The 24,636-nt window shown below is 33.6% G+C and carries 21 protein-coding genes and 1 riboswitch; of the genes, 4 read left to right on the top strand and 17 right to left on the bottom strand.

What is annotated here, in order from left to right:
• Positions 1-3: 3 nt before the first annotated feature.
• Positions 4-2,622, top strand: coding sequence for a YfhO family protein (locus tag HMPREF2586_RS08960; protein WP_083310407.1), 2,619 nt, complete (start codon positions 4-6; stop codon positions 2,620-2,622).
• Positions 2,623-2,705: 83 nt separating this feature from the next.
• Here the strand turns inward: HMPREF2586_RS08960 and rplS are convergent, their stop codons facing one another.
• From rplS to rpsP, 4 genes are all read right to left on the bottom strand, one after another.
• Positions 2,706-3,056 (bottom strand): 50S ribosomal protein L19, encoded by a 351-nt coding sequence (gene rplS, locus HMPREF2586_RS08955; protein WP_019468465.1) that lies wholly within the window; start codon positions 3,054-3,056, stop codon positions 2,706-2,708.
• Between the two features lie 103 nt (positions 3,057-3,159).
• Positions 3,160-3,897: a tRNA (guanosine(37)-N1)-methyltransferase TrmD gene (gene trmD, locus HMPREF2586_RS08950; protein WP_064209039.1), complete on the bottom strand. Its 738-nt coding sequence runs from the start codon at positions 3,895-3,897 to the stop codon at positions 3,160-3,162.
• Positions 3,897-4,403, bottom strand: a complete 507-nt coding sequence (rimM, locus tag HMPREF2586_RS08945; RefSeq protein ID WP_070658419.1) for a ribosome maturation factor RimM — start codon at positions 4,401-4,403, stop codon at positions 3,897-3,899. The genes trmD and rimM overlap by 1 nt, the downstream gene beginning before the upstream one ends.
• A gap of 404 nt (positions 4,404-4,807) precedes the next feature.
• Positions 4,808-5,074: a 30S ribosomal protein S16 gene (gene rpsP / locus HMPREF2586_RS08940; RefSeq protein ID WP_019468468.1), complete on the bottom strand. Its 267-nt coding sequence runs from the start codon at positions 5,072-5,074 to the stop codon at positions 4,808-4,810.
• A gap of 197 nt (positions 5,075-5,271) precedes the next feature.
• Positions 5,272-5,371, top strand: a riboswitch (TPP riboswitch).
• A gap of 107 nt (positions 5,372-5,478) precedes the next feature.
• Here rpsP and HMPREF2586_RS08935 point away from each other — a divergent pair.
• Together HMPREF2586_RS08935 and HMPREF2586_RS08930 are read left to right on the top strand one after the other, a co-directional pair.
• Positions 5,479-6,231 (top strand): 3-oxoacyl-ACP reductase, encoded by a 753-nt coding sequence (locus tag HMPREF2586_RS08935; protein ID WP_070658417.1) that lies wholly within the window; start codon positions 5,479-5,481, stop codon positions 6,229-6,231.
• 19 nt (positions 6,232-6,250) lie between these two features.
• Complete coding sequence (locus tag HMPREF2586_RS08930; RefSeq protein WP_070658415.1) at positions 6,251-7,561, top strand: LLM class flavin-dependent oxidoreductase; 1,311 nt, start codon at positions 6,251-6,253, stop codon at positions 7,559-7,561.
• 254 nt (positions 7,562-7,815) lie between these two features.
• Here the strand turns inward: HMPREF2586_RS08930 and ffh are convergent, their stop codons facing one another.
• The 10 genes from ffh to fapR all read right to left on the bottom strand — a co-directional run bounded on the left by ffh (position 7,816) and on the right by fapR (position 19,139).
• Positions 7,816-9,183, bottom strand: a complete 1,368-nt coding sequence (ffh, locus tag HMPREF2586_RS08925) for a signal recognition particle protein (protein WP_046208656.1) — start codon at positions 9,181-9,183, stop codon at positions 7,816-7,818.
• Between the two features lie 26 nt (positions 9,184-9,209).
• A complete protein-coding gene (locus tag HMPREF2586_RS08920) occupies positions 9,210-9,542 on the bottom strand; it encodes a putative DNA-binding protein (protein WP_046208657.1) in 333 nt (110 codons plus the stop codon).
• The gene (gene ftsY, locus HMPREF2586_RS08915) at positions 9,529-10,764 is read right to left on the bottom strand and encodes a signal recognition particle-docking protein FtsY (protein WP_070037893.1); all 1,236 of its coding nucleotides are present in this window, start codon (positions 10,762-10,764) and stop codon (positions 9,529-9,531) included. The genes HMPREF2586_RS08920 and ftsY overlap by 14 nt, the downstream gene beginning before the upstream one ends.
• The gene (gene smc / locus HMPREF2586_RS08910; RefSeq protein ID WP_070658413.1) at positions 10,761-14,330 is read right to left on the bottom strand and encodes a chromosome segregation protein SMC; all 3,570 of its coding nucleotides are present in this window, start codon (positions 14,328-14,330) and stop codon (positions 10,761-10,763) included. Before smc ends, ftsY begins: the two co-directional genes overlap by 4 nt.
• Positions 14,331-14,585: 255 nt before the next feature.
• Complete coding sequence (rnc, locus tag HMPREF2586_RS08905) at positions 14,586-15,296, bottom strand: ribonuclease III (protein WP_371090939.1); 711 nt, start codon at positions 15,294-15,296, stop codon at positions 14,586-14,588.
• A 249-nt stretch (positions 15,297-15,545) separates the two neighbouring features.
• Positions 15,546-15,779 carry an acyl carrier protein gene (locus tag HMPREF2586_RS08900; RefSeq protein WP_019467939.1) on the bottom strand — a complete coding sequence of 78 codons (234 nt, stop codon included), beginning with the start codon at positions 15,777-15,779 and terminating at the stop codon, positions 15,546-15,548.
• Positions 15,780-15,941: 162 nt separating this feature from the next.
• Positions 15,942-16,679 (bottom strand): 3-oxoacyl-[acyl-carrier-protein] reductase, encoded by a 738-nt coding sequence (gene fabG / locus HMPREF2586_RS08895; RefSeq protein WP_046208661.1) that lies wholly within the window; start codon positions 16,677-16,679, stop codon positions 15,942-15,944.
• Positions 16,672-17,598 (bottom strand): ACP S-malonyltransferase, encoded by a 927-nt coding sequence (gene fabD, locus HMPREF2586_RS08890; protein WP_046208662.1) that lies wholly within the window; start codon positions 17,596-17,598, stop codon positions 16,672-16,674. Before fabD ends, fabG begins: the two co-directional genes overlap by 8 nt.
• Positions 17,591-18,577, bottom strand: a complete 987-nt coding sequence (plsX, locus tag HMPREF2586_RS08885) for a phosphate acyltransferase PlsX (protein ID WP_046208663.1) — start codon at positions 18,575-18,577, stop codon at positions 17,591-17,593. Before plsX ends, fabD begins: the two co-directional genes overlap by 8 nt.
• Positions 18,570-19,139, bottom strand: a complete 570-nt coding sequence (gene fapR / locus HMPREF2586_RS08880) for a transcription factor FapR (RefSeq protein WP_046208664.1) — start codon at positions 19,137-19,139, stop codon at positions 18,570-18,572. Before fapR ends, plsX begins: the two co-directional genes overlap by 8 nt.
• A gap of 291 nt (positions 19,140-19,430) precedes the next feature.
• Between fapR and HMPREF2586_RS08875 the strand changes: the two genes are divergently transcribed.
• A complete protein-coding gene (locus tag HMPREF2586_RS08875; RefSeq protein ID WP_046208665.1) occupies positions 19,431-20,990 on the top strand; it encodes a M4 family metallopeptidase in 1,560 nt (519 codons plus the stop codon).
• Positions 20,991-21,040: 50 nt separating this feature from the next.
• On the opposite strand, the gene recG is transcribed toward HMPREF2586_RS08875, so the two are convergent.
• The 3 genes from recG to sdaAB are packed head-to-tail and all read right to left on the bottom strand — an operon-like array spanning position 21,041 to position 24,636.
• On the bottom strand, positions 21,041-23,086 hold the full coding sequence (recG, locus tag HMPREF2586_RS08870) for an ATP-dependent DNA helicase RecG (protein WP_070658410.1): 2,046 nt from the start codon (positions 23,084-23,086) through the stop codon (positions 21,041-21,043).
• A gap of 1 nt (position 23,087) precedes the next feature.
• Positions 23,088-23,957, bottom strand: a complete 870-nt coding sequence (gene sdaAA, locus HMPREF2586_RS08865) for an L-serine ammonia-lyase, iron-sulfur-dependent, subunit alpha (protein WP_046208667.1) — start codon at positions 23,955-23,957, stop codon at positions 23,088-23,090.
• Between the two features lie 13 nt (positions 23,958-23,970).
• The gene (gene sdaAB / locus HMPREF2586_RS08860; RefSeq protein ID WP_046208668.1) at positions 23,971-24,636 is read right to left on the bottom strand and encodes an L-serine ammonia-lyase, iron-sulfur-dependent subunit beta; all 666 of its coding nucleotides are present in this window, start codon (positions 24,634-24,636) and stop codon (positions 23,971-23,973) included.

Below are 24,636 nucleotides of genomic sequence, written 5' to 3'. Positions count from 1 at the left end.
ACCGTGTTTCATAGAATTTGGTCCCACAAACTAACAAGATTTTTAACAATTCTTTTAATGGGCGTCGGCGTAGCTTTATTAACGTTCACACCGTATATTTATCGCTATTTAACTGACGGTACTGTATTTAGTGGTCATGGTGATGGTTTTAGGCAAATGATGCCTTTCCAAATGTATCTTTACGAACACCTTAGCCAATTCAAAAGTTTTTATGACCATTCTTTTGGTTTAGGTGGAGATTATGTTAAAGATTTATCCTATTACTATGCAACCTCACCTTTTGTACTAATTAATTTTTTATTCGTGTGGTTATCTGAAGTAATATTTAATAGCAACCCTAGCGACATCACGTATTGGGCAAGCAATCAATTAATAGTAGCTTTTTTCAAATGCATCGCTACATTTACCGTTGCGTTCTATTTCTTTAATTATATCAAGCTCAAAAAACACATAGTATTTTTGGCTTCAATGTTATATGCAGCTTCAACAACCGTTATTTATTTTAATTTTACTTGGTCATATTATGGAGATTTATTAATTTTTCTTCCCCTATCTTTGCTCGGTATTGAACGGTTTTACAAAGAAAGAAAAATAGGATTATTTATTTTTTCTATTGCTTTAACATTATTTTCTAATTTTTATTTTAGTTATTACGAAGCCATTGTAATTTTGACTTACTTTATCTATAGATGTGTATTTCCTCATGCAAAAGATATTGTTACTAGGAAACAACAACTTTGGATGATTCCTACAGCTGTTATATTAAGTTCTTTAATTGCTATTTGGGGCTTTTATACTGGCGTTTCTTCTTTTTTAAACAATGATAGAGTAAGTAATCCTAATTTTAATTTTGGTGTCATTACAGATTTCGCACGACAAAAACATTTTTTTACAAACGGATTTTATATCACTGTGACTATCATCGCACTCATTGCCTTACTATCTTTTAAACTATATCGACATTATTATTATAAACTTTTTGCGATTGCAACTTGGATCATGCTTATAGGGTCACTAACCCCTCTTTTCGATAGTATGTTTAATGGGTTCTCAACGCCTGAACGCCGTTGGGTTTATATATTTGCACTTACTACTGCTGGATTAATAGCATTGTTCATTCATTATTTATCTGAATTATCTTTGAAGTCGTATATATTCGCTTCCCTTCCAGTATTAATGATTATGGGAATCATGCAAATGATCGTTAAAGACCAGAAAATGACATGGATGGGCATCTGTCTCGTAATTATGATTTTTATCGGCATATTGCTTTATAAAAAATCACTATTTAAATTAAAATGGCCGTCTATTGTGCTAATCATATTATTCATTATTCAACAAGCGATTATTTTAGATAACGACCATTTCAATAATGTTCAAAAATACGAATCAACTGTTTCATCAATGCATGATTCAAAATATAAAAGTCCTGCATTAGCGAATAAAATAGATAAAATTAAACAGCATCAAGACGATCCATTCAGTAGAATTGATTACATGTCACAATACGGCTTGAATTCACCAATGATATATCATTTTAACGGTATTGCATTATATTCAAGCATTTTCGATGGCGACATTTTAAAGTATTATGATAAAACATTACAAATCAATATGCATACGGATAAAAACAGCACTTATCGTCTACTTTCAAATAGAGCAAATTTGATGGCACTTTGGGATGTCAATGATCGTATACGTCGCCCAGAAGACAAGAATATCCCCTATGGCTTTTCTAAGCAAAGTACAATCAAACATTCTGATGAGGAATCCTTTATACATTCAACAAATAAAGCCAATTATCCAAGTGCGCACATTACAAATAAAGTATTCGATAAAAAAGATCTCAAATCGCCTATGGATAAAGAACAAGCTATGTTACAGGGGGTAGTTTTTGATCAAGCAGATGAATATTTTACAAATCAACAGTTCACACCAAATAAAAACTTACTATCAGAAACTTCTACCAATTTAATTAATGCAAAGCTTACACAAAAAAATAAATTAACCGTTTCTAAGGATGGTGGAGGTGTCCATTATCAGTTACCAGCATCTATTGCAAATCAGTATGAAGATCTCTATGTAGAGATGGATGTTGAATTGTTAGGGCCAGACAAGGCTCACAATGTTGGTGTGAATGAATATAATCAACATCGTAATAACCTATCTTATAAATATAGACGTTTTGTCACTCCAGTAACGATGCGAGTAAAATCTGTGCAAGACTTGAATATAAAATTATCTAAAGGTAATTATCGCTTTAATGTTAAAGGAATTTATGGAGAAAACTACGATGTATTAAAGAAAGCACATAAACAACTACATTCTGTGAAAGTTTCACAAAATCCACGTCATTATACAATTAAAAAAAATAAAAATGATGAAGGCTACCTCGTATTGCCAATGCCTTATAGAGATGGAATGAAAGCTTATACAGACAAAGGCAAAACATTACCAGTTAAAAAAGGTAATGGTATCATGACAGTAATTCCTGTAGAGCAAGGACAAAAGACAATTACACTTAAATATACACCGCCCCATACATGGTTATTAGTAATAATAAGTATTATTGGAATCATTTTAAGTTTCGTTTATACAAAATGGATTTATATTAAAAAATAATATCATCTTCAAATTGATTACAAAATATAAAAAAGAAGCAGTTCCGATTAGGAACCGCTTCTTTTTTATGACTTTTATGCTGATTAACGAATTTCTTTAATTCTAGCAGCTTTACCACGTAATTCACGTAAGTAATATAATTTAGCACGACGTACTTTACCGCGACGTTTAACTTCAATTTTTTCGATTTTTGGAGTGTGTAATGGGAATGTACGTTCCACACCTACACCTGAAGAAATCTTACGTACTGTGAAAGTTTCTGAAATACCTCCACCACGACGTTTGATTACAACACCTTCGAATACTTGGATACGTTCGCGAGTACCTTCAATAATACGTACGTGAACTCTTAAAGTGTCACCTGGACGGAATGAAGGTAAGTCTGTGCGTAATTGTGATTGTGTTACTGCTTCGATTAATTTGTGATTACTCATTATTTTTTCTCTCCTTCAACCTATGTTCTTGCCTAGACAAATATATAGCAGCGGATCATAGTGATTTTCGTGTGTCGCACACTTAAATTATGTTAGCACACTGTTATTCATTTTTCAATTGCTTTTTGTATCTTTCTAAAATATCTTTGTCTTTATCCGTAAGTGGATAATTTTCTAATAAATCTGGACGCTTTTCCCATGTACGTATCAGTTTTTGCTCATGACGCCATTGATCAATATGTGCATGATTTCCTGACAATAATACCTCTGGTACGTTCATATCTTGATATGAACGTGGTCTAGTATATTGTGGAAATTCTAATAATCCATCCTGAAAAGAATCATCTTCATGTGATTGTTGATTACCTAAAACACCTGGAATTAATCTTACAATTGCATCGGTCATTACCATCGCAGGTAATTCTCCACCTGTTAAAACATAATCTCCCATAGAAATCTCATCCGTAACTAAATGCTGGCGAATGCGTTCATCATATCCTTCATAATGCCCACAAATAAAAACTAAATGCTCTGAATGACTGAGTTCCTGTGCAATTTCCTGATTAAATGGTCTACCTTGTGGGCACATTAAAATCACGCGTGTATTTTCTGTTTTTTCAATATTCTTCATCGCATTAAATATAGGTTCTGGTTTAAGCACCATACCTTGCCCTCCACCGAAAGGATAATCATCTACTTGATTATGCTTATTTTCAGCAAAATCTCTAAAATCAACAGTATTAATTTGTAGCATTTCCTTATCTTGCGCTCTTTTTAAAATCGATTGATTTAATACGCCGTCAAACATTTGAGGAAACAAAGTTAAATAATCTATTTTCATTAATCCAACAGTCCTTCCATAGGCGTAATATCAATACGTCTACCTTCAATATCTATATGTTTAACAACATCTTCTATATATGGTATAAGATATTCTTTATCCCCTTTGACAACCCATACATCATTGGCACCCGTTTCAAAAATTTCTATCACTCTTCCAACAGGAGTTTCATTATCATCGAATACGGTACAACCAATAATATCTGAGTAATAGTATTCGTGCTCCCCTAATTCAATTTCTTCATGATCTCGTTCTTGTAATAGGATTTCACCTTTTAAATGCTCAATATCATTAATATTGTTGATACCTTCAAAGGTCAACATGTGCAAGCCTTTATGCATACGATATGTCGCAATTTTCAATTCTATTGTTGGTTCGTTTTGACGTTCTATCATCACAGTTTCACCTGGTTGAAAGCGTACATCTGTAAAATCTGAGTGAGATTTGACTTTAATTTCGCCTTTTATACCATGTGTATTGATAATTTTGCCTATTTCTACTTTCATATAAGCTCCTCCGATAATGTATATGTATCATTGAAATTCGTTATTTTTTATTTTTCGACTAAAATAATTATAACATGAATTGTTAGTATTATTTTAAACCTTCTCTATATGTTATGAGCTAAAATATTGTATAAATCATCTTAAGTCATTCTTGATCAATGTATTCACTCGTATAAGCCTACTAAATTGTTGATGTTGATTTATATAAATGATTACCGGTATGCTAATTTAAAAGGCTGGGACAAACGAATTGTCTCAGCCTTTTATGATTATATTGGCATGCACAATGGTTAACATTCAACCATAGTCATCCATACCGAGATGAGTCGTCGAAATCATTTTAAATGACTACGATTTCCACGACTCTCTCTTTTTTAAAAATTTTTATGTGCTAATAATGACGATTATTTTTGATCGTCAAATTTTTTCAAGATACCTTCTCTTGATAAGATGTTGTGTACAGTATCTGTTGGTTTAGCACCATTTTTCAACCATTTTAATGCTAACTCTTCGTCAATTTTAACTTCTGGAGCATTTACATTATTTGGATTATAAGTTCCGATTTGTTCGATGTTACGACCATCACGTGGCGCACGAGCATCTGCTGCTACGATACGATAGAATGGATTTCTTTTTGAGCCTAAACGTGTTAAACGTAATTTAACTGCCATTTATATTCTCTCCTTTGATTGTTCTAATTTTTATTTTCTACAAGAAATAATATTAACAGTTATCTAGAAGTTTGTAAAGAGTTTCTTCTTTACCATTTTATACTTTTAATCACTTCATTGTACCAATATTATTTTCGATATCATCGTAAACTTGACATTAACTATTAAACACTATAAATTGAAAATAAATTAAATATTAAATGCACTAGGGGTGTTTTTTAACTGAGATGAGATTTACTCAAACCCTTTGAACCTGATCTAGTCCATACTAGCGGAGGGAAGTGTTACAAAAATAACAAAGCTATATCAATATATTAACTATAGATTGTAGATTTTTAGTACACAGCTTCTCTTATGGAGGTTGTGTATTTTTTTATTTAATAAATGATTCTAGGAGTGAAATGATGAGTAAAACAATACTTATAACTGGTAGCAGTAGAGGATTAGGAGCATCCATTGCAAAAACTTTAGGTAGCCAAGGGCATCATGTAATTATCAATTATTTTCAGAATAAGACATTAGCAGAAAAGGTTGTAGACGAAATTGGTCACGAACATGCAATTGCGATTCGTGCTGATGTCACAGACAGAGCACAAGTAGATCAATTAATTGCAGAAGCCACCAATCATTTTGGAAAAATAGATGCTGTTGTGAATAATGCGCTTATAGGGTTTAAATTTGATCCTTCTCGCCAAAAATCATTTAAAGACTTAAATTGGTCAGATTACCAACAACAAATTGACGGCACTCTAAAAGGCGCTTTTAATGTAACCCAAAGTGTTATCGACCAATTTATTGAGCATAAATCAGGTACTATTATATCTATCGGAACGAATTTATACCAAAATCCTGTCGTTCCCTATCATGAATATACTACCGCTAAATCAAGTTTAATCGGTTTTACAAGAAATATTGCTGCTGAACTTGGTCAATATGGCATCAAAGCTAATGTCGTTTCTGGTGGTTTATTAAAAACTACAGACGCCAGTGCTGCCACTTCAGATGAAGTATTTGATTTAATTGAACAGACTACACCATTACATAAAGTAACAACACCACAAGATGTAGCAAATATGGTGGCATTTCTAGTTAGCGATCAAGCTAATGGTATCACTGGTCAAAATATTACCGTAGATGGCGGTTTAACAATGAACTAAAATATGGAGGGCATCAATTATGACGCACGATCAACATCTCAATATAGGTGTATTAATTTACGGTTGTGGCCATCACCAAGCTGCATGGCGTATGCAAGATTCTAGTATTGAACGAATCGGTGATATCAATTATTATCAATCGTTAGCTCGACTATCAGAACGAGGCTTGCTAGATGCTATATTTTTTGCTGATAATCAATCTTTTCCTGCAAAAACGGATAATGACATGCCTGCTTTTTGGTTTGACCCTTTAATGAATTTAGCAGCAATTGCGCAAGTAACTCATCATATAGGTCTTGTTGCGACTATCTCAAGTACATTTTCGAATCCTTTTACTGCTGCAAGACAATTATTGAGTCTTGATCATATGAGCCAAGGACGTGCAGGTTGGAATTTAGTAACATCTATGACGGATTTAGAAGCTGCAAATCATAGCATGTCTAGTTTACCCGCACATCACGAACGCTACAAAAAAGCAGATGAATTTGCATGTGTTATGAATCAACTATTAACATCTTGGAGCTTAGAAGATTTTGTACATGACAAGACACAAGATATTCTAATCAATGCAAATCATATCCATGCCATTAGTCATACTGGAGAACACTTTAAAGTACAAGGACCTTTAACAACACCAAGTAGCCTACAAGGAAAACCTGTTGCTATGCAAGCTGGTGCATCCGACCCTGGTATTGCACTAGCTACGAAATACGCAGATGCCGTTTATGCAGTAGCTTGGAATATACAACAAGCTACTACATTTAGAAAAAGATTAAATCATCAACTGGAATTAGCAGGTAAATCAAAGAACAGTTTAAAAGTCTTTCCAGGACTAGTCACATATGTCGCACCAACATACGAAGAAGCTTATGCTAAAAAGCAAAAACTAGACACACATTTAGCAACTGAAACAGCATTAAATCAATTAGAATTTTTCATTCATCAAGATTGTCATAATTGGGATTTGGATGAACCGGTCCCACCTTTACCACCATTGGAATCTTTTAATGGCCCTAAAGGTCGTTACCAAACTGTATTGGAAATTATAAAAGATAAAAACCCAACTTTACGACAATTGTTAGGCTATCTCAGTGCAGGTGGTGGACACTTGACACTCATCGGAACGCCTGAACAGATTGTTGACGAAATGGAACGTTGGTTCAATGCAGGGGTAGCTGATGGATTTAATTTAATGCCACCAACTTTACCAAATAGCTTAGAAGATTTTGTAGATTACATCATTCCTGAATTACAAAAAAGAAATCTTTTTAGAATAAAATATGAGGGTAAGACATTTAGGGAAAATATGAATTTACCTAAATCAAATTAAATAACTTCCCACCTAAACATAAAATTTCATCATTTAATATTTTCCATGATTTTGTAACGCGCTGACGCCTAGGGTTATGATATGAGCGAGAGACTACTGGCTCGAGCCATATCCCCAGGCAAGCATGCACGAGCAAAATCACTTATGATTCATATAAAAAGGACCAATCCATTTTCATACGGATTGGTCCTTTACTTTGTAATATGCCTTATGTTCTACTCACTACTTTTACAACTATTTTATAGACAAAATTGTTAAAATGGTAAATTCATACCATTTAACATATTCTCCATTTGCTTACGTTTACCTTTTTTACCTTTGCCGCCACCAGAAAATTGCTTCATCATTTTCTTCATTTCATTAAATTGTTTCATCAATCTGTTAACTTCTTGAACAGTACGTCCTGAACCCTTAGCTATACGTTTTTTACGTGATACATTTAATGTTTCTGGATTATTTCGTTCATTAGGTGTCATAGATTGAATAATAGCTTTAATATGGTCAATTTGTTTATCATCCATATTAAGATTATTCATCCCTTTCATTTTGTTCATGCCAGGAATCATTTTCATAATGTCATCTAATGGACCAAGGTTTTTAACTTGATCTAATTGTTCTAAGAAATCTTCCAAAGTAAATGATGACGTACGCATTTTCTTTTCTAAATCTTTTGCTTTATCTTCATCTACATCTTGTTGTGCTTTTTCTATTAAACTTAACACATCACCCATACCTAATATTCGAGAAGCCATACGTTCTGGATGAAATGGTTCTAAACCATCTAATTTTTCACTCATACCAACAAATTTAATTGGCTTTTGTGTCACTGATCTAATTGATAAAGCAGCACCACCACGTGTATCACCATCTAGTTTAGTCAAGGTTACACCTGAAACTTCTAGCTGTTCATCAAACGATTGCGCTACATTTACTGCGTCTTGACCAGTCATCGCATCAACAACAAGCATAATCTCATCTGGTTTAGTAATTTCTTTTACATCACTTAATTCTTCCATTAATGCTTCATCAACGTGCAAACGACCTGCCGTATCAATAATAACAAAATCTAAATGTTCTTCCTTTGCGTGTTTAATTGCATTTTCTACAATTTGTTGAGGTTTTACTTGGTCCCCTTCACTGTAAACAGGAATGTCAATTTGCTTACCAACAGTTTGTAATTGATCAATCGCAGCTGGTCTATAAATATCGGCTGCTACTAATAATGGTTTTTTGTTGTATTTTTTACGCATGAGTAATGCTAATTTACCTGCAGTTGTAGTTTTACCTGCACCTTGTAAACCAACCATCATCACAACTGTTGGCGGTTTATTGGCCATCTTGATGGTTGCATTTTCGCCACCCATCAGTTGCGTAAGTTCTTCTTGTACTATCTTAATGACTTGTTGTCCAGGTGTTAATGACTTCATTACATCTGAACCTAAAGCTCGTTCTGATACGGTTTTGACAAAATCCTTTACGACTTTAAAGTTAACGTCTGCTTCAAGTAATGCTAGTCGAACTTCTCGCATCATTAATTTAATATCTGCTTCAGTAACTTTTCCTTTGCCACGGATCTTTTGCATCGTCCCTTGAAGACGATCGGATAATCCTTCAAATGCCATATCATTACCCTCCTTTATACTCTCAATTATTCCAAATCTTCAAGCGTTTGAAGATACTGTTTAATTATTTCTGGCTCATCAATATGCTTTTTGATCGCTTCATATATGTTTTGTCGTTTTTCAAAATTTTGATAAAGGCCTAGTTTCATTTCATAATCTTCTACTAAATCACCAGTTCTTCTTATGTTATCATACACTGCTTGGCGGCTCACATCAAACGTATCTGCAATCTCACTTAAAGAATAATCTTGTAGATAAAATAGTTCTAGATAGTTACGTTGTTTTTCCGTTAATAATGATTGATAAAAATCAAATAAATAATTCATACGTATAGTCTTAATTAAATCATTTTGTGTCATCTGTATGGCCTTCATTCTGTACATCCGTGCTATCTGTATGATCATCCGCTGCATTTGAATCATCAACATTTTGTTCAATCATATCAGCAAACAGTCCATATACATAGCTTTCTGGATTAAATGGTTGTAAATCATCTAATTTTTCACCTAAACCAACATATTTAACTGGTATTTTTAATTCATTACGTATCGCTAAAACGATACCGCCTTTTGCAGTACCATCCAGTTTAGTTAATACAATACCAGTCACATTCGTAACCTCTTTGAATGATTTAGCTTGGGACAAGGCATTTTGTCCAGTAGTAGCATCTAAACAAAGTAGGACTTCATGAGGCGCTTCAGGTACTGCTCTACCTATCACACGTTTTACTTTTTCTAGTTCATTCATCAAATTAGATTTGTTTTGTAAACGGCCAGCAGTATCACATATTAAAATATCTACACCCTTACTTTTAGCTGCATTAATGGCATCATACATAACCGCTGCAGGATCCGAACCTTCTTTTTGACTCATTACTTCTACGCCAACACGCTCTCCCCAAATTTTGAGTTGTTCAATAGCACCAGCTCTAAAAGTATCACCAGCTGCTAGCATCACTTTCTTACCTTCAGCTTGGTAGCGATGTGCTAATTTACCAATTGTTGTCGTTTTGCCCACACCATTGACACCTACCATTAAAATGACATTTAACCCTTCATTTTCAATGTTCATAATTTCTGAGTGTTCATCGTCTTGATGATAGATTTCTACAATTTTTTCTACGATAACTTCTCGCAAATCTTCAGTTTCTGAAATATTACGACGTTGTGCTTCGGTACGTAATTCTTCTACGAGTTCCATCACTGTGTTAAAACCAACATCTGCAGTTATTAACATTTCTTCCAGTGCTTCAAAGAAATCTTCATCAACTTTACGATAACGTGCAATTAAATTGTTTAACTGCTCTTGGAAATTTTCACGTGATTTTTCTAATCCAGCTCTAAATTTTGCACCAAGTTGTTGCGCTTCAATTTCTTCAAAGTCCTCAATTGAAATTAATCCATCGTCATCAAAATCAGCTTCTTTTAATTTTTTTGGCTGCTTTGTTTTTTCCTTAGGTGCTTCGGATGATTGAGGTTGATCTACATCTAATTCAGATTGTTGTTCTTGTTCTAATTCGTCTGGTTTTTGATTTTCTGCAGACGTTGTGAATTTATCTTTTAGTCGTTTGAAAAAGCTCATACTTGTTCCTCCTTAATGACTTCATCAATCGTATTTAAATTGACACTTACTAATTTTGATACACCTGACTCTTGCATCGTTACACCGTATAAGCGATCAGAAAATTCCATTGTACCCTTACGATGTGTAATGACAATAAATTGAGTTTGGTTTGATAATGCTTTTAAATATTGTGCATAACGTATAACATTGGCTTCGTCTAAAGCTGCTTCTACTTCATCTAAAATGACAAATGGTGCCGATCTCACTTTTAAAATAGCGAACAACAAAGCAATTGCACTCAAAGCACGTTCCCCACCACTTAATAGTGATAGGTTTTGCAGTTTCTTACCTGGTGGTTGAACAATAATATCTACCCCTGCTGATAAATAATCATCATCTGTCAAGCGCAACTCTGCTTGTCCTCCACCGAATAGTGATTTAAATACTTCAGAAAAATGACCTTGTACAGCGTGAAAAGTTTCTTTAAATCGTTCTTTCACTTCATTATCCATTTCTTCTATTAATTGTTCTAACGTCGCTTTGGCTGCTCTTAAATCAGCACGTTGTTCATTCAAGAATGTATAGCGTTCGTTGATTTCTTCAAATTGTTCAATTGCATTTAAATTTACGGGGCCTAATTCTTCTATAGACATTTTGGTTAATTTTACTTTTTTTCGTAAACTGTCAATATCCTCTTCTAGTGTATATAATTCACTTGCCCGTTCATAAGTAAGATGATACTGCTCGCTCAAATGGTCTATCGCATGATTGATTAGCACATCTAAACGAGATTGTTCTGCTTTAATATCTTGGTAACGATTTTCAATCGATAAAATATCTTGATTTGCTTCTTCCAACTTACGCTCTGTTGTCTCAATTGTATCATTCAAAGTTTGGCGTTGTGATTTAATAGTAGCCAAGTCTTCTGTTAATTGCGCTTTATTACTTTTACTTTGTTCAATATTATTTTGAATCGTTTCGAAAGCTTTTTCACCAGTTATCTCATCCGAATTAAATAATTCAATTTGCTCACTCAATTTTTGTTTTTGCTCTTTTAATTGTTTAAGTTGATGCGTTAACCTTGTTTCCGTTTGCTTTTGAGTACTTAATCTTTCTTTAACTACTGCTAAATCAGATTGTTTTTGATGTAATTTTTGTTGTATTAACGTTGTACTCTCTTTACCTTCTTTTGATAATTTTGTATAGATATTAATATCTTCTTCTAATTTTTGCAATTGCGCTTGGATTGTTGCTAATTGCGCTTTTTTGTCATTTAAGGTTTGCTTACTTGTTTCACTTTGGTAACCATCATTTTTCTCAAATTCAAATTCTTCATGCTCATTTTTTAAATGTGTTTCTTGTTTACGTAATCTATCTAATTCTAAGTCAAATTTATGTACGTTTTGTTTTATCGTATTATAACTTTGACTCGTATCGAAATAAGTATTACTTAACGCATCGGCTTCTTCTTTAATTGCTTGAAATTGTTTTTCAAATGAAACAGTTTGTTGCTGATAATCTTCTAATTGCGCACGCATTGTTGAGAGCTCATCTTTTTGAGATAAAATGCTCTTAGTTTTACGATCACCACCACCAGTCATGGAACCTCCTGGATTTACAATATCTCCCTCTAACGTTACGATACGTGTTCGATACCGAATTTTTCTAGCTAATTCGTTAGCATTTTTTAAGTTGTCTACAATTATTGTATTGCCTAATAAATTTTGAATCACATGTTTATAATCATTTTCAACTTGTATCGCACTTGAAGCAACGTTCACAAAACCAATTGAACTATTAGCTATCTTCAAAATATCGCTGGCAATATTACGAGGTTGAATGACGTTTAATGGTAAAAATGTAGCTCTTCCTAGACCATTTTGTTTTAAATATTGTATTGCTTGACGACCATCTTTTTCAGAATCCACGATGATATGTTGTAGCGAAGCACCTAATGCAGTTTCAATCGCTTTCGTTAAATTCGAAGGTACTTGGATAACTTCTGCTACTGCACCACGGATGCCAGAAAGTTTATTATCTTTCATTTTCAATATGTGTTTTACACCATTGAAAAAATAACTATATTCTTCTTGTTGTGTTGCTAAACTATCAATACGTGATTTTAATTTTTCATTAAATCTGTATGCTTGATGTAATTTCTCTTCGTATTCATTTTGTTGATTTTTAAGTTGCGTTAGTTTTTTTTCATAAGATGCTAAATCACTTTCTGCTTTTTTCAACTCTTTTTTTGCGATTGAACTTTGTTTCTCTGTTTCAGTGATTTGAGTTTGAATATTTTTTAATTCCTTATAGGCATCAAGCAAGCGTGAATCTAAACGTGATTGCTTTGTTTCATTTTCTTGAATTGTATGCTCTAAAAAGCGTATATCATTATTGACATCTGATTGTTCTGACATGAGTTGATAGTATTCATCTTTTATTGATTCTAACTTTTCATCATGTTGTTCATCGGACACATAAAGTTGTGATTCATATTGTTGTATCTCTTCATTTAGATCATTTTGTTTCGTTTTTAACTGTTTGATTTGTTCTTTTACTTCTGATTGCTCTTGCTTTAAATTTGTCACTTGTGTCTCTATGCTTTCTTGTTCTTCTTCAAATCGTGCATTGGTTTGCGATTGATTCTTCTTACGTTCTTCCAACACATTCAATTGTCCAGCAAATTTTTCAACTTCTTCAGTCGCTTTAACAAGTTTAAAATTTAAAGATTCTATCGTTTCATCTAATTGTTGCCGTTCAGATTTATATTGATTTAATGATTGTGTATGCTGTGCCTTTTCCGCATCTTTTGAAGCTTGTTGACTTTTTAAGCGATTGAGATTTTCGTCTAGTTCATAAATATTTTGATTATATTGTCCAATATCATAAACAGTGACCAACACATCACTTTTTTCCATTTCACTAGACAGATGTTTATATTCTTTTGCTATTGCAGCTTCTTCACGTAATGGTTCGACTCGACCTTCTAAATCAAATAAGATATCTTCTACACGCGTCAGGTTATCTTCTGTTTGATCTAATTTTTGCACAGAAGTTGCCTTTCTTTTTTTATATTTTAGTACACCTGCAGATTCTTCCAATATTTGCCTTCTATCAATTGGCTTTGCATTAAGAATTTCATCTACGCGACCTTGAGATATTATACTGAATGCTTCTTTTCCTAATCCTGAATCTAAAAATAGTTCTATAATATCTTTAAGTCGTGATCGGTCATTATTTAAATAATATTCACTTTCCCCGCTTCTATATAAACGACGTGTGACTACGAGTTCTTCTGTATCAACATTTAATTTACCTGAACTATTATCTAATTTTAATTTTACTTCAGCAAAATTTTGAGCTTTTCTATGTTCTGCACCAGAAAAAATAATATCTTCCATTTTTGCGCCACGTAATGATTTAGCAGATTGTTCACCTAAAACCCACTTAATTGCATCTGTAATATTACTCTTACCACTACCATTAGGTCCTACTATTGCCGTGACACCTTCATCAAACTGTACATTTGTATGTTCAGCAAATGATTTAAATCCAAAGGCATCAATAGATTTCAAATATACCATGCTATTCTCCTTTAAAGTGTTTCTCAGATGCGAGATAAAAACAACGTAATGCAAATACGTTCATGCTCTCGCTTCAATATGATTAGTGCATCAATAAATTTGTCACAGCGACTTGCAATGATTACATGCTTTATTAACTCATCTATTAGAAATGCTTTCACATCATTCATTAACGCATCTTAAATTATTTACATTTTCGTCCAACATGCGCTAAATCGTCTGTAAGCTACACCACAATATACGATGGAACTGACATTAAACCTCTTTATTTTTCAAGAGTTTATAAGCACTTTCTGCTGCTTGTTGCTCTGATTCTTTTTTCGTTTTGCCTTTGCCTATCGCAACCGGCTTGTTTTCTAAAATCACTTCCGACGTAAATAAACGATGATGTGCAGGACCTTCTTCATTGATTAAACGATAAGTAACGTCACCTTTGTTTTGCTGATGCACATATTCTTGAAACTGTGTTTTAAAGTCGACGACACCATCCAGTTTATCGTCTTCCACAAATGGAAAAATCACATTTTCAGCAAATTTCCAAACAGCGGTTAGGCCTTGGTCCAAATACAGTGCACCTACAAAAGCTTCAAATGCATCTGATACAAGTGAGGGTCTTGTTCTACCACCTGTTTTTTCTTCTCCTTTACCTAACAAGATAAGTTCGTGTAATGCAATTTTATTCGCGAATATTACAAGTGAAGGCTCACAAACAATTGTCGCACGCATTTTCGTTAAATTACCTTCTGGTAACTCTGGATATTTGTCAAACAAATAGCGTGAAACCGTCAATTCTAATACCGCATCTCCTAAAAATTCTAAACGTTCATTATGATCTAATCTATCCATATTGAAATCATTGATAAAGCTCGAATGTGAAAATGCTTGTTGATATAAATTCACTTTATTAAAATTCAAATTTAATTCTTGCATTTTTTTTGAAAACTTTTCTTGGAATGCATTAACCATTTCCTTTTTTTTATGATTCGTCAATACTTTTCCACCTCAATTTAAAGTAATTTTTTATATACTTATGCCTTTATATTTTACGTGAATTTATTATAAAACTAAAGGGAAAACTGCTAATCATACATTCATTTTATCATTTATATTACATTAATCCTCTTTAACGATTACTATTGATATGATTACTAAAGTTAACTGCTTTTTAATAGAAAAAATCTGAGCCGTAAAATCCACGACTCAGATATTTGTTTATTATTTTTCCATACTATTGATAAAGTTAACTGCATCACCAACAGTGTTGATTTTTTCAGCTTCTTCATCTGGAATTTCAGTACCAAATTCGTCTTCTAATTCCATAACTAATTCAGCAATATCAAGTGAGTCAGCGCCTAAATCATCTTTGAAAGATGCATCTTGAGTTACTTTTTCAGCGTCAACACCTAAACGGTCAACGATGATATCTTTTACTTTGTCGAAGTTTTCCACGTCGATTCACCTCCTTTTAAAAGCCTATGATAGACTTTTATATTTTCCCATTTTATCGATTGAAATACAAGTAGTATTTCAATGAATTACATACTTAGAGCATGACATACATCCATAAGTCATATCAAGTCATGTTCAAAATGGTATGTCCGTACAGTTACACTATTCCATAAACATACCACCATTGACATGTATTGTTTGACCAGTAATATATTTTGCTTTGTCTGAAGCTAAAAATGCTACTGTATTTGCAATATCAGTGTCTTCTCCGAATCTTGCTAATGGAATTTGTTGCAACATTTGATCTTTTAAATCATCTGATAATGCATCTGTCATGTCAGATACAATAAATCCTGGTGCAACGGCATTAACTGTGATATTTCTTGAAGCTAATTCTTTCGCAGCAGATTTAGTCAATCCAATAACGCCTGCTTTTGTTGCAACATAATTAGCTTGGCCTGGATTTCCTACTGCACCAACTACACTAGATAAATTGATGATTGACCCACTTTTTTGTCTTAACATTTGTGGTGTAACCTTTTGAATACAGTTAAACACACCTTTTAAATTAGTGTCGATAACGTCATCCCATTCACTTTCTTTCATACGCATCAATAAATTATCTCTAGTAATACCTGCATTATTGACTAATACATCGACTGTACCAAATTGGTTTACTACTTCTTTAATCATTGCTTTTACTTCATCGCCATTGGCAACATTAGCTTGAATTGCTAAGCTTTCTACACCTTTAGCTTTCACTTCTTCTACTACAGCCTCTGCTTTTTCTCTATTACCTGCATAGTTTACTGCTACGTTATAACCTTCTTCAGCTAACTGAATTGCTATACTACGACCAATACCTCTAGATGCTCCAGTTACTAATGCATTTTTAGTCATTTTCATTCCACCCTTTTACGTCTTCTAATGTTTGAATTGAAGTAAGCTTAACATCTCTATTTATTTTTTTTATTAATCCTGAAAGTACTTTACCTGGTCCAATTTCAATAAAATGGTCGACACCTTGATCAAGTAGCCATGTCACAGAATCTATAAATTGAACCGGAGAGTATAATTGTTTAATCATATTCTCTTTAATTTCTTTAGCATCTGTTTCACCTTTAGCATTTACATTTTGTACCACTGGATAATTGGCGTCGTTCCATTCAAATTGTTCGATATAATTTGCAAAGTCCGATTCAATAACTTGCATCATGGATGAATGGAAAGGACCAGAAACGGCTAAAGGCATGACGCGTTTAGCACCCAAAGATTTTCCTTCAGCAACAAGTTGATCTATTAATGTTTTATGCCCTGAAACCACAATTTGTCCAGGTGCATTGATATTAGCAGGTTCTATGACTTCGTCTTCTGTTGAAAGTTGTTTGCAAATGTCATCAACTTCACTGTAATTTAAACCCAGGACAGCTGCCATGCTACCAACACCATCAGGAAAAGCTGCTGCCATCAATTGTCCACGTTTACGAACTATTTTTACCGCGTCCTCAAACTTTAATACGCCACTCGCTACTAGACTCGCGTACTCACCTAAGCTATGACCCATTGTATAATCTGCATCAATTTGTTTTAATGCCATTAATAAAGCGGTACTATGTGTAAGTAATGCTGGTTGTGTATTTTCAGTTTGGCCTAATTTACCTTCGGCATCTTCAAACATTGTTTCTAAGATATCAAAATCCAATTGTGCTTGTGCTTCATTTAAAATTGATGTTGCGGCATCACTTTCATTAAACAAATCACTAGCCATGCCTACTTTTTGTGACCCTTGTCCAGGAAAAATAATCGCTGTTTTACCCATTTTTTGACCCCACCGTTTCTCTCATTGTATCTACTATATTTAATTCTCCAGCAACCTTAGCTTGACGAATTGCTGAATAAAATGCCTTGGCATTAGAACTACCATGTGCTTTTACAACGATACCATTCAATCCTAGTAAAACTGAACCACCATATTCTGCATAGTCCATTTTTGTAGTTAACTCATTTAAATCTTTGCGTAAGACTAACGCTGCTAATTTATTTTTTAAACTACTTAAAAGTGTAGATTTCAACATTTTTCCTATAGATTTTGCTACACCTTCTAGATTTTTTAGGATCATGTTACCAGTATAGCCATCTGTGACAACGACATCTGCAGCATCATCCATTAATACTTTCGCTTCTACATTACCAGCAAAATGAAATTCTTGTTGTTCATCCATTAAATTAAACGCTTTTTTAGTTAATGTATTTCCTTTAGCTGCTTCAGTTCCTATATTAAGCAATGCTACAGAAGGTTGTTCAATATTACGTATTTTTTGTGCGTAAATATTGCCTAATTGTGCATATTGCAATAAGTGTTCTGCTTTAGCATCCGCATTTGCACCGACATCCATAAATACAAAACCTTTACCTGATACAGTAGGTAAAGTAAGCACTAATGCTGGTCTTTCTACACCTTTAATTCTACCAACAATAAATAGTCCTGCAGACATTAATGCACCTGTATTACCGGCTGATACACATCCATCCGCTTCACCAGATTTTACTGCTTCAGCCATGCGCACCATCGAACTATTTTTTTTCCGTTTAATTGCTCTTACAGGTTCATCTTCCATCGTTATCGCTTCTGTACAGTGACGTACTTCCACTCTTTCGTGATTAATATTACATTTATTTTGGTCTCCAAATAATATAATTTCTAAATCTTTAAAATCATTGACCGCTTTTTCAACAGCTTCTAAAACGATGCCAGGTGCGTCATCGCCACCCATCATGTCGATAGCTATTTTAACCATTTTGTTCATCCTCACTTGTATAATACATTTTGAATGTACCTCTAAATACTAAAGTATCTTTGACATACGAATTTACTTTTATCTTAAAATATTTATTCGTTATTTCGACAGCTTGTGCTTCAGCACGTACTGTATCGTTTAATTTAACTTGTTTTAAAAATGAAACATTACTTTCTTTAGTTAAAACGACTGGTTTATGTATAAGTGCCACACATAATGAATTGGCCTGTGCAAACAACACATGACCTCTGGCAATCTTATTTCTTGTAAATACTGAATCTTCATCAATATTAATCAGAGATGTTGCTTGATGATCTGGTTCAACGTTAATCACATCACCTATGATTTCACTTCCATCAATAGATCGAATACTTTCGTGATTTTTTCTCGCAACGGATTTTATTCTTTTTCTCAATTCAGGAATATTTAAGTGTGTACGATCCAACCTTATTGTTTGGATACTGACTGAAAAAAGACTGCTTAAATCAAGATCAGTAATAAAGGGATTTTTTTCTATTTCTTTTTTTATCGCTTCACGACGTTCTTGTTTTTTTAACTTCATAGTTTACTACTCCCTAATTTTAGTACCAAGTCTTAAACATTCCTAACATATCATAACACTTTCTATTTCAATTGCTCAACTAAAAACATAAGACTTTCTCCATTATATTGAGTTAAAGCTGAACACTTTTATAACCAAAGCAAAAAAAGTTTTTAAAGTTAATATATAACTTTTAATAATAATATGTTAAATTATATAAAAATAAAATTTATCGTTTTTAAAACACTTAACTATTAAAAAATGTTCAGAAATACATAGATTATTCATTCCAATTCAAAGGGGTTGTAAACATTGAAAAAAGTAGTGACCAATGCATTGCTATCTGCAACATTTTTTGCAGCTTTTTCCACTCAGAGTAACGCAAAAGAAATCAATAGTATCCTTCCTGAAAACTTAGAAACTTCAACTGAAACAAAAATTTCCAATAAAATAGATGTAGAACATTTCCTACAAAACAACGCTACATCTGTGCTCAATACAAATAAAACTAAAACAGAATCTATTAATAAAAATGCATTTAAACAATACAAAGTAATCAATAGCAGTGTTGATTCAACTGGTGTTAAACATTATGAATTAAAACCAAAAATCAATCATATTTTAGCTAATGATAGCACAATTAAAGTCCATGTGAACTCTGATGGAAACGTATCACTTATCAATGGTCATATACACAGACAACATATCGACGTTAATAATACGGTGAAACTATCTTCTTCCCAAGCAGAAAAATTAGCCTTTAAAGCAATTGGTAAAAAAAGCAATGACGTTACAAACATCGATGGCTTTAAAGTAGTGTCTAAAAACAAACTAGATGTTAATAGTAAAAAAGAAAGATATATATATAATATAGAATTAAATTACATATCTCCTAAGCCTGCACATTGGCAAATACAAGTTGATGCTAGCACTGGGGAGATATTAAAAAAACAAAATGTGATTGAACACGCTTTAGAAAAAGGCTCTGGTATCGGAGTGAATGGTGATAAAAAATCACCACTTAATGTATCTAGCAACAATGGACAATATACTTTAAATGATACAACGACAGATGCACATATTAATACTGAAAGTGCCAATGGAACCACTGATCAATTTTCTCCTATCATAAATGATTCAAAATATTTTGATAAAAAACAACAACGTCCTGGCGTCGATGCACACTATTACGCAAAAGCAGTTTATGATTATTATTTAAATACACACGATAGAAATAGTTACGACGATAATGCTGCTGATATTAATTCAGTTGTCCATTTTGATAAGAACTATAATAATGCAGCATGGACCGGACAATATATGGTTTACGGTGACGGTGATGGTCAAACATTTAATCCCTTATCAGGCGCTAAAGATATTGTTGCTCATGAATTAACACATGCGGTAACTGAAAGAACTGCTAATTTAGAATATGTAAATCAATCTGGTGCACTCAACGAATCTTTCTCAGATGTATTTGGGTATTTTATTGACCCTGATAACTGGCTGATGGGTGAAGATGTATATACTCCCAATCAAGATGGTGACGCTTTAAGAAGTTTAAAAGATCCAGAAAAATATGATCAACCAGCACATATGGATCAATTTTATACTGGTGATGAAGATAATGGTGGTGTCCATATTAATAGTGGTATTCCAAACAAAGCTGCATATCTAACGATACAATCAATTGGTAAAGAAAAAGCTGAGCAAATATACTATCTCGCATTAACTCAATATTTGACGTCCAATGCTGAATTTTCTGATGCCAAAATTGCCTTAAAACAAGCAGCAGATGAATTATATGGCCATAATAGTAACGAATCACAATCTGTAGCACAAGCATGGACTAAAGTAGGTGTAGGCTCGTAAATATAAAAAAACAGCAGTTTAGCAAATGACACGCTAAATTGCTGTTTTTGTTAATCAAAACTAGTATATAGTAAATTATCTTCTACAAATGTTCTTAATCTTTGATACTCATCTTCAAAAAATGCACCGGATTGAATTAATTCTGCTGCCTCATCTCTCGCTACTTCTAACATTTTATAATCTTCAACAACATTCGCTACTAAAAAGTCAGGTAACCCACTTTGTTTCACACCAAAGAAATCACCAGGTCCTCTCATTTCTAAATCACGTTCACTTAATTCAAAACCATCTGTTGTTTGTGTCATTACATTCATACGTTCTATCCCTGTTTCAGTTTTAGGTGAAGCAATTAATACACAATAGCTTTGGTGTTCACTTCTACCAACACGTCCTCTTAATTGATGTAAAGTTGATAATCCAAATCGATCCGCATCATATATCATCATAAATGTTGCATTAGGAACGTTAACTCCTACTTCTACCACTGTCGTTGACACCAATATATCAATTTCATGATTACTAAATTGTTGCATCACTTGATCTTTTTCTTCTGAGGTTAATTTACCATGAAGTAGTCCAACTTTTCCTTTACCATAATAGGCTTGTAAAGATTCGAACAATTCAACTACATTTTGTACATCTTCTAAATGCTCTGAACTTTCTATCAATGGACAAATCACATATGCTTGCCTACCTTTTTTTAATTCAGCAGACATTTGTTGTAATACACTTTCATATGCTTCATGTTTAGACCAAGAGGTTATAATAGGTTTCCTACCCTTTGGTAACTGTTTGATTGAGGATACATCCATTTCTCCAAAAACAGAAATTGCTAATGTGCGTGGAATAGGTGTCGCTGTCATAAACAAAACGTTTGTCATCGCGCCTTTTTCTCTCAGCAATTGTCGTTGATTGACACCAAAACGATGCTGTTCATCTGTAATTACAAGGCCCACATTATTAAAGACAACGTCATCTTGAATAAGCGCATGTGTACCAATAATACAATCTATCTCATTTTGCTCGAGCTGTTCCAACAAAATTTTGCGTTTTTTCCCTTTTACTGAACCTGTAAGTAAAGCAATGTTCATTCTGTCACCAAAGATTTCTGCAAGACTTTCAGCATGCTGTTCTGCAAGTATTTCAGTAGGTACCATTAAAGCAGATTGATAACCTGCTGTTTTTAATGCATACATACAAATTGCAGCTACGACTGTTTTTCCTGATCCAACATCACCTTGTAACAATCTATGCATGCGAATAGGCGCTTTTAAATCTCTAAATATCTCGTTTACACTTTGCTTTTGTGCATCAGTTAATTCAAATGGTAAACATGATATAAAATTTCTTACTAATTGAATATCATAATCAATTTCGATTGCGTCATCTGATATTTTTTCCAACCTATTTAGCCATTGCATTCTAAGTTCAAACATAAATAATTCAATAAATGCGTAAGTTCTTCTCGCTTTGAGCAATGAAGTTTTGTCCGGTGCAAGGTGTAATGTTTTGATTGTATCTTCTAGTGTTTCTAATTTATATTTTTCTCTCAATGAATCTGATATCCATTCGTGAATCGTAACATGTTCTAAAACTTGCCTAATCATATCACGTAATGGTTTTTGCTTTATCCCTTCTTTAATTCGATAAATGGGTTCAAATTGTACATCTTCCATTGCTGGTTGATTAAAAAACATTCGATTTCCGTTAATTTCTTGCTTATTTCTATTCCATTTTCCTTTAATCGTAACCGTTTGGTGTAGTTCTAGTTTCTTTTTCAAGTAAGGTTGATTAAAAAATACACATTTTACAGCAATATTGTTAACCATTAAATGAACTGTCAACTTAGATTTATTCCTACCAAAAAAAGCGACAGTGGGTGTTGAGTATACTTCCCCAACAACAGTCACCATCGCTTGATCTTCTTCTTCATTCAAGTCAACTACAGTATTGTCTTCATAACGCGTTGGTAAATATAAGATTAAATCTTCTACTGTATAAATGTTCAATTCATTTAATACCACTAACCGCTTAGGACCTAAACCCTTGATTTGTGATAATGGAAATGGGCTTTCTATTAAATTGACTTTTGACATTTTAATCACCAAATATTTCTTGTTTTAAACGCTGTCCTGTCGGTGTGCCTGCTAAACCTCCACGACCAGTTTCACGCAACGCTGAAGGCATCGTTTGCCCTATTTTATACATTGCTTCTATTACTTCGTCTGTCGGGATTCTGGAAGTTACACCTGCTAATGCCATATCGGCTGAGACGATTGCATTAGATGCCCCAGCTGCATTTCTTTTTACACAAGGTACTTCTACTAATCCAGCTACAGGGTCACATACTAAACCTAGCATATTTTTCAAACAAATTGCAAAAGCTTCCGAAGATTGTTGTGGTGTACCACCTGCAAGCTCAACTGTCGCACCTGCAGCCATAGCTGCGGCCGATCCAACTTCTGCCTGACAACCACCTGCTGCTCCAGATATCGATGCATTATTTGCTACAACAAATCCAAATGCGCCTGAAGTTAATAAGAAATTCAACATATCTTTACGTGTAGGTTCTAATCGTGGTTTCAAACCAAACAGAACCCCAGGAACGACTCCAGCTGAACCAGCCGTTGGTGTAGCACAAATTTTACCCATTGCTGCATTTACTTCATTTGTTGCTACTGCTTTGCTCACAGCATCTAATAATGTTGCACCAGATAAAGATTTACCTGTTTTTAAATATTCTTTTATTAAAACAGCGTCTCCACCTGTTAGACCAGTCGTTGAAGTTACGCCTTCTAAGCCTTCATCTAATGCATTTTCCATAGTTTGTAAATTTTTATCCATATGTGCATATACTTCTTCTTCTGATAAACCAGTAACTTCCATTTCTTGCTCAAGCATCACTTCATATATTTTTTTATCTTCTGTCTCACATTTTTCAATGAGTTCTTTTACACTTTTAAACATTGATATCCCTCCATTAGGCGTCGCCCATGAGTGAGACTGTCACTACACCATCGACGTTTTTTATTTTTTCTATTATTTCATCATTGATAGCATCATCTAATTCACATGTCATTAATGCTTGGTCACCTTTTTCTTTTCTTGAAACTTGCATGCTGCCAACATTAATACTGGAATCACCTAATATATTAGCTACACGGCCGATCGTACCAAATGTATCTTTATGGAATACTAAAAGTGCTGGATAGTTACCACTAATTGCAATACTAAAACCATTGATTGCAACAACTTCTATCTTACCGCCACCAATAGACACACCTTCAACAGAAATTTCTTTTTCTCCGTCTCTCATATTAATAATTGCAGTGTTTGGGTGAGAGCGTTCTTCTGCCATTTCAATAAAATTCACTTTCATGCCAATTTCTTCAGCAGTCTCTAAACTTTTTTGGATTCGATCGTCGTCTGTATCATATCCTAATAAGCCACCCACAAGTGCTACATCTGTACCATGGCCCTTATATGTTTCCATAAATGACCCATACAAATATATATCAACTTGTTTTGGTATTTGATTAAATAAATCTTTAGCTACTAAGCCAATTCTGACTGCACCTGCTGTATGTGAAGATGATGGACCAACCATTGTTGGACCAATTATATCGAAAACTGTTTTATATTTCAT

Source organism: Staphylococcus sp. HMSC034G07 (genome assembly GCF_001835975.1).
Lineage (GTDB): Bacteria > Bacillota > Bacilli > Staphylococcales > Staphylococcaceae > Staphylococcus > Staphylococcus ureilyticus.
This window is presented reverse-complemented; position numbering and strand designations above follow the sequence as displayed.

Bases quoted from the DNA above. Each gene is read 5' to 3' on its own strand.
- rplS (WP_019468465.1), bottom strand. From the start codon at position 3,056: ATGAGTAATCACAAATTAATCGAAGCAGTAACACAATCACAATTACGC.
- trmD (WP_064209039.1), bottom strand. From the start codon at position 3,897: ATGAAAATAGATTATTTAACTTTGTTTCCTCAAATGTTTGACGGCGTA.
- rimM (WP_070658419.1), bottom strand. From the start codon at position 4,403: ATGAAAGTAGAAATAGGCAAAATTATCAATACACATGGTATAAAAGGC.
- rpsP (WP_019468468.1), bottom strand. From the start codon at position 5,074: ATGGCAGTTAAATTACGTTTAACACGTTTAGGCTCAAAAAGAAATCCA.
- HMPREF2586_RS08935 (WP_070658417.1), top strand. From the start codon at position 5,479: ATGAGTAAAACAATACTTATAACTGGTAGCAGTAGAGGATTAGGAGCA.
- HMPREF2586_RS08930 (WP_070658415.1), top strand. From the start codon at position 6,251: ATGACGCACGATCAACATCTCAATATAGGTGTATTAATTTACGGTTGT.
- ffh (WP_046208656.1), bottom strand. From the start codon at position 9,183: ATGGCATTTGAAGGATTATCCGATCGTCTTCAAGGGACGATGCAAAAG.
- HMPREF2586_RS08920 (WP_046208657.1), bottom strand. From the start codon at position 9,542: ATGACACAAAATGATTTAATTAAGACTATACGTATGAATTATTTATTT.
- ftsY (WP_070037893.1), bottom strand. From the start codon at position 10,764: ATGAGCTTTTTCAAACGACTAAAAGATAAATTCACAACGTCTGCAGAA.
- smc (WP_070658413.1), bottom strand. From the start codon at position 14,330: ATGGTATATTTGAAATCTATTGATGCCTTTGGATTTAAATCATTTGCT.
- rnc (WP_371090939.1), bottom strand. From the start codon at position 15,296: ATGGTTAATGCATTCCAAGAAAAGTTTTCAAAAAAAATGCAAGAATTA.
- fabG (WP_046208661.1), bottom strand. From the start codon at position 16,679: ATGACTAAAAATGCATTAGTAACTGGAGCATCTAGAGGTATTGGTCGT.
- fabD (WP_046208662.1), bottom strand. From the start codon at position 17,598: ATGGGTAAAACAGCGATTATTTTTCCTGGACAAGGGTCACAAAAAGTA.
- plsX (WP_046208663.1), bottom strand. From the start codon at position 18,577: ATGGTTAAAATAGCTATCGACATGATGGGTGGCGATGACGCACCTGGC.
- fapR (WP_046208664.1), bottom strand. From the start codon at position 19,139: ATGAAGTTAAAAAAACAAGAACGTCGTGAAGCGATAAAAAAAGAAATA.
- recG (WP_070658410.1), bottom strand. From the start codon at position 23,086: ATGTCAAAAGTCAATTTAATAGAAAGCCCATTTCCATTATCACAAATC.
- sdaAA (WP_046208667.1), bottom strand. From the start codon at position 23,957: ATGTTTAAAAGTGTAAAAGAACTCATTGAAAAATGTGAGACAGAAGAT.
- sdaAB (WP_046208668.1), bottom strand. From the start codon at position 24,636: ATGAAATATAAAACAGTTTTCGATATAATTGGTCCAACAATGGTTGGT.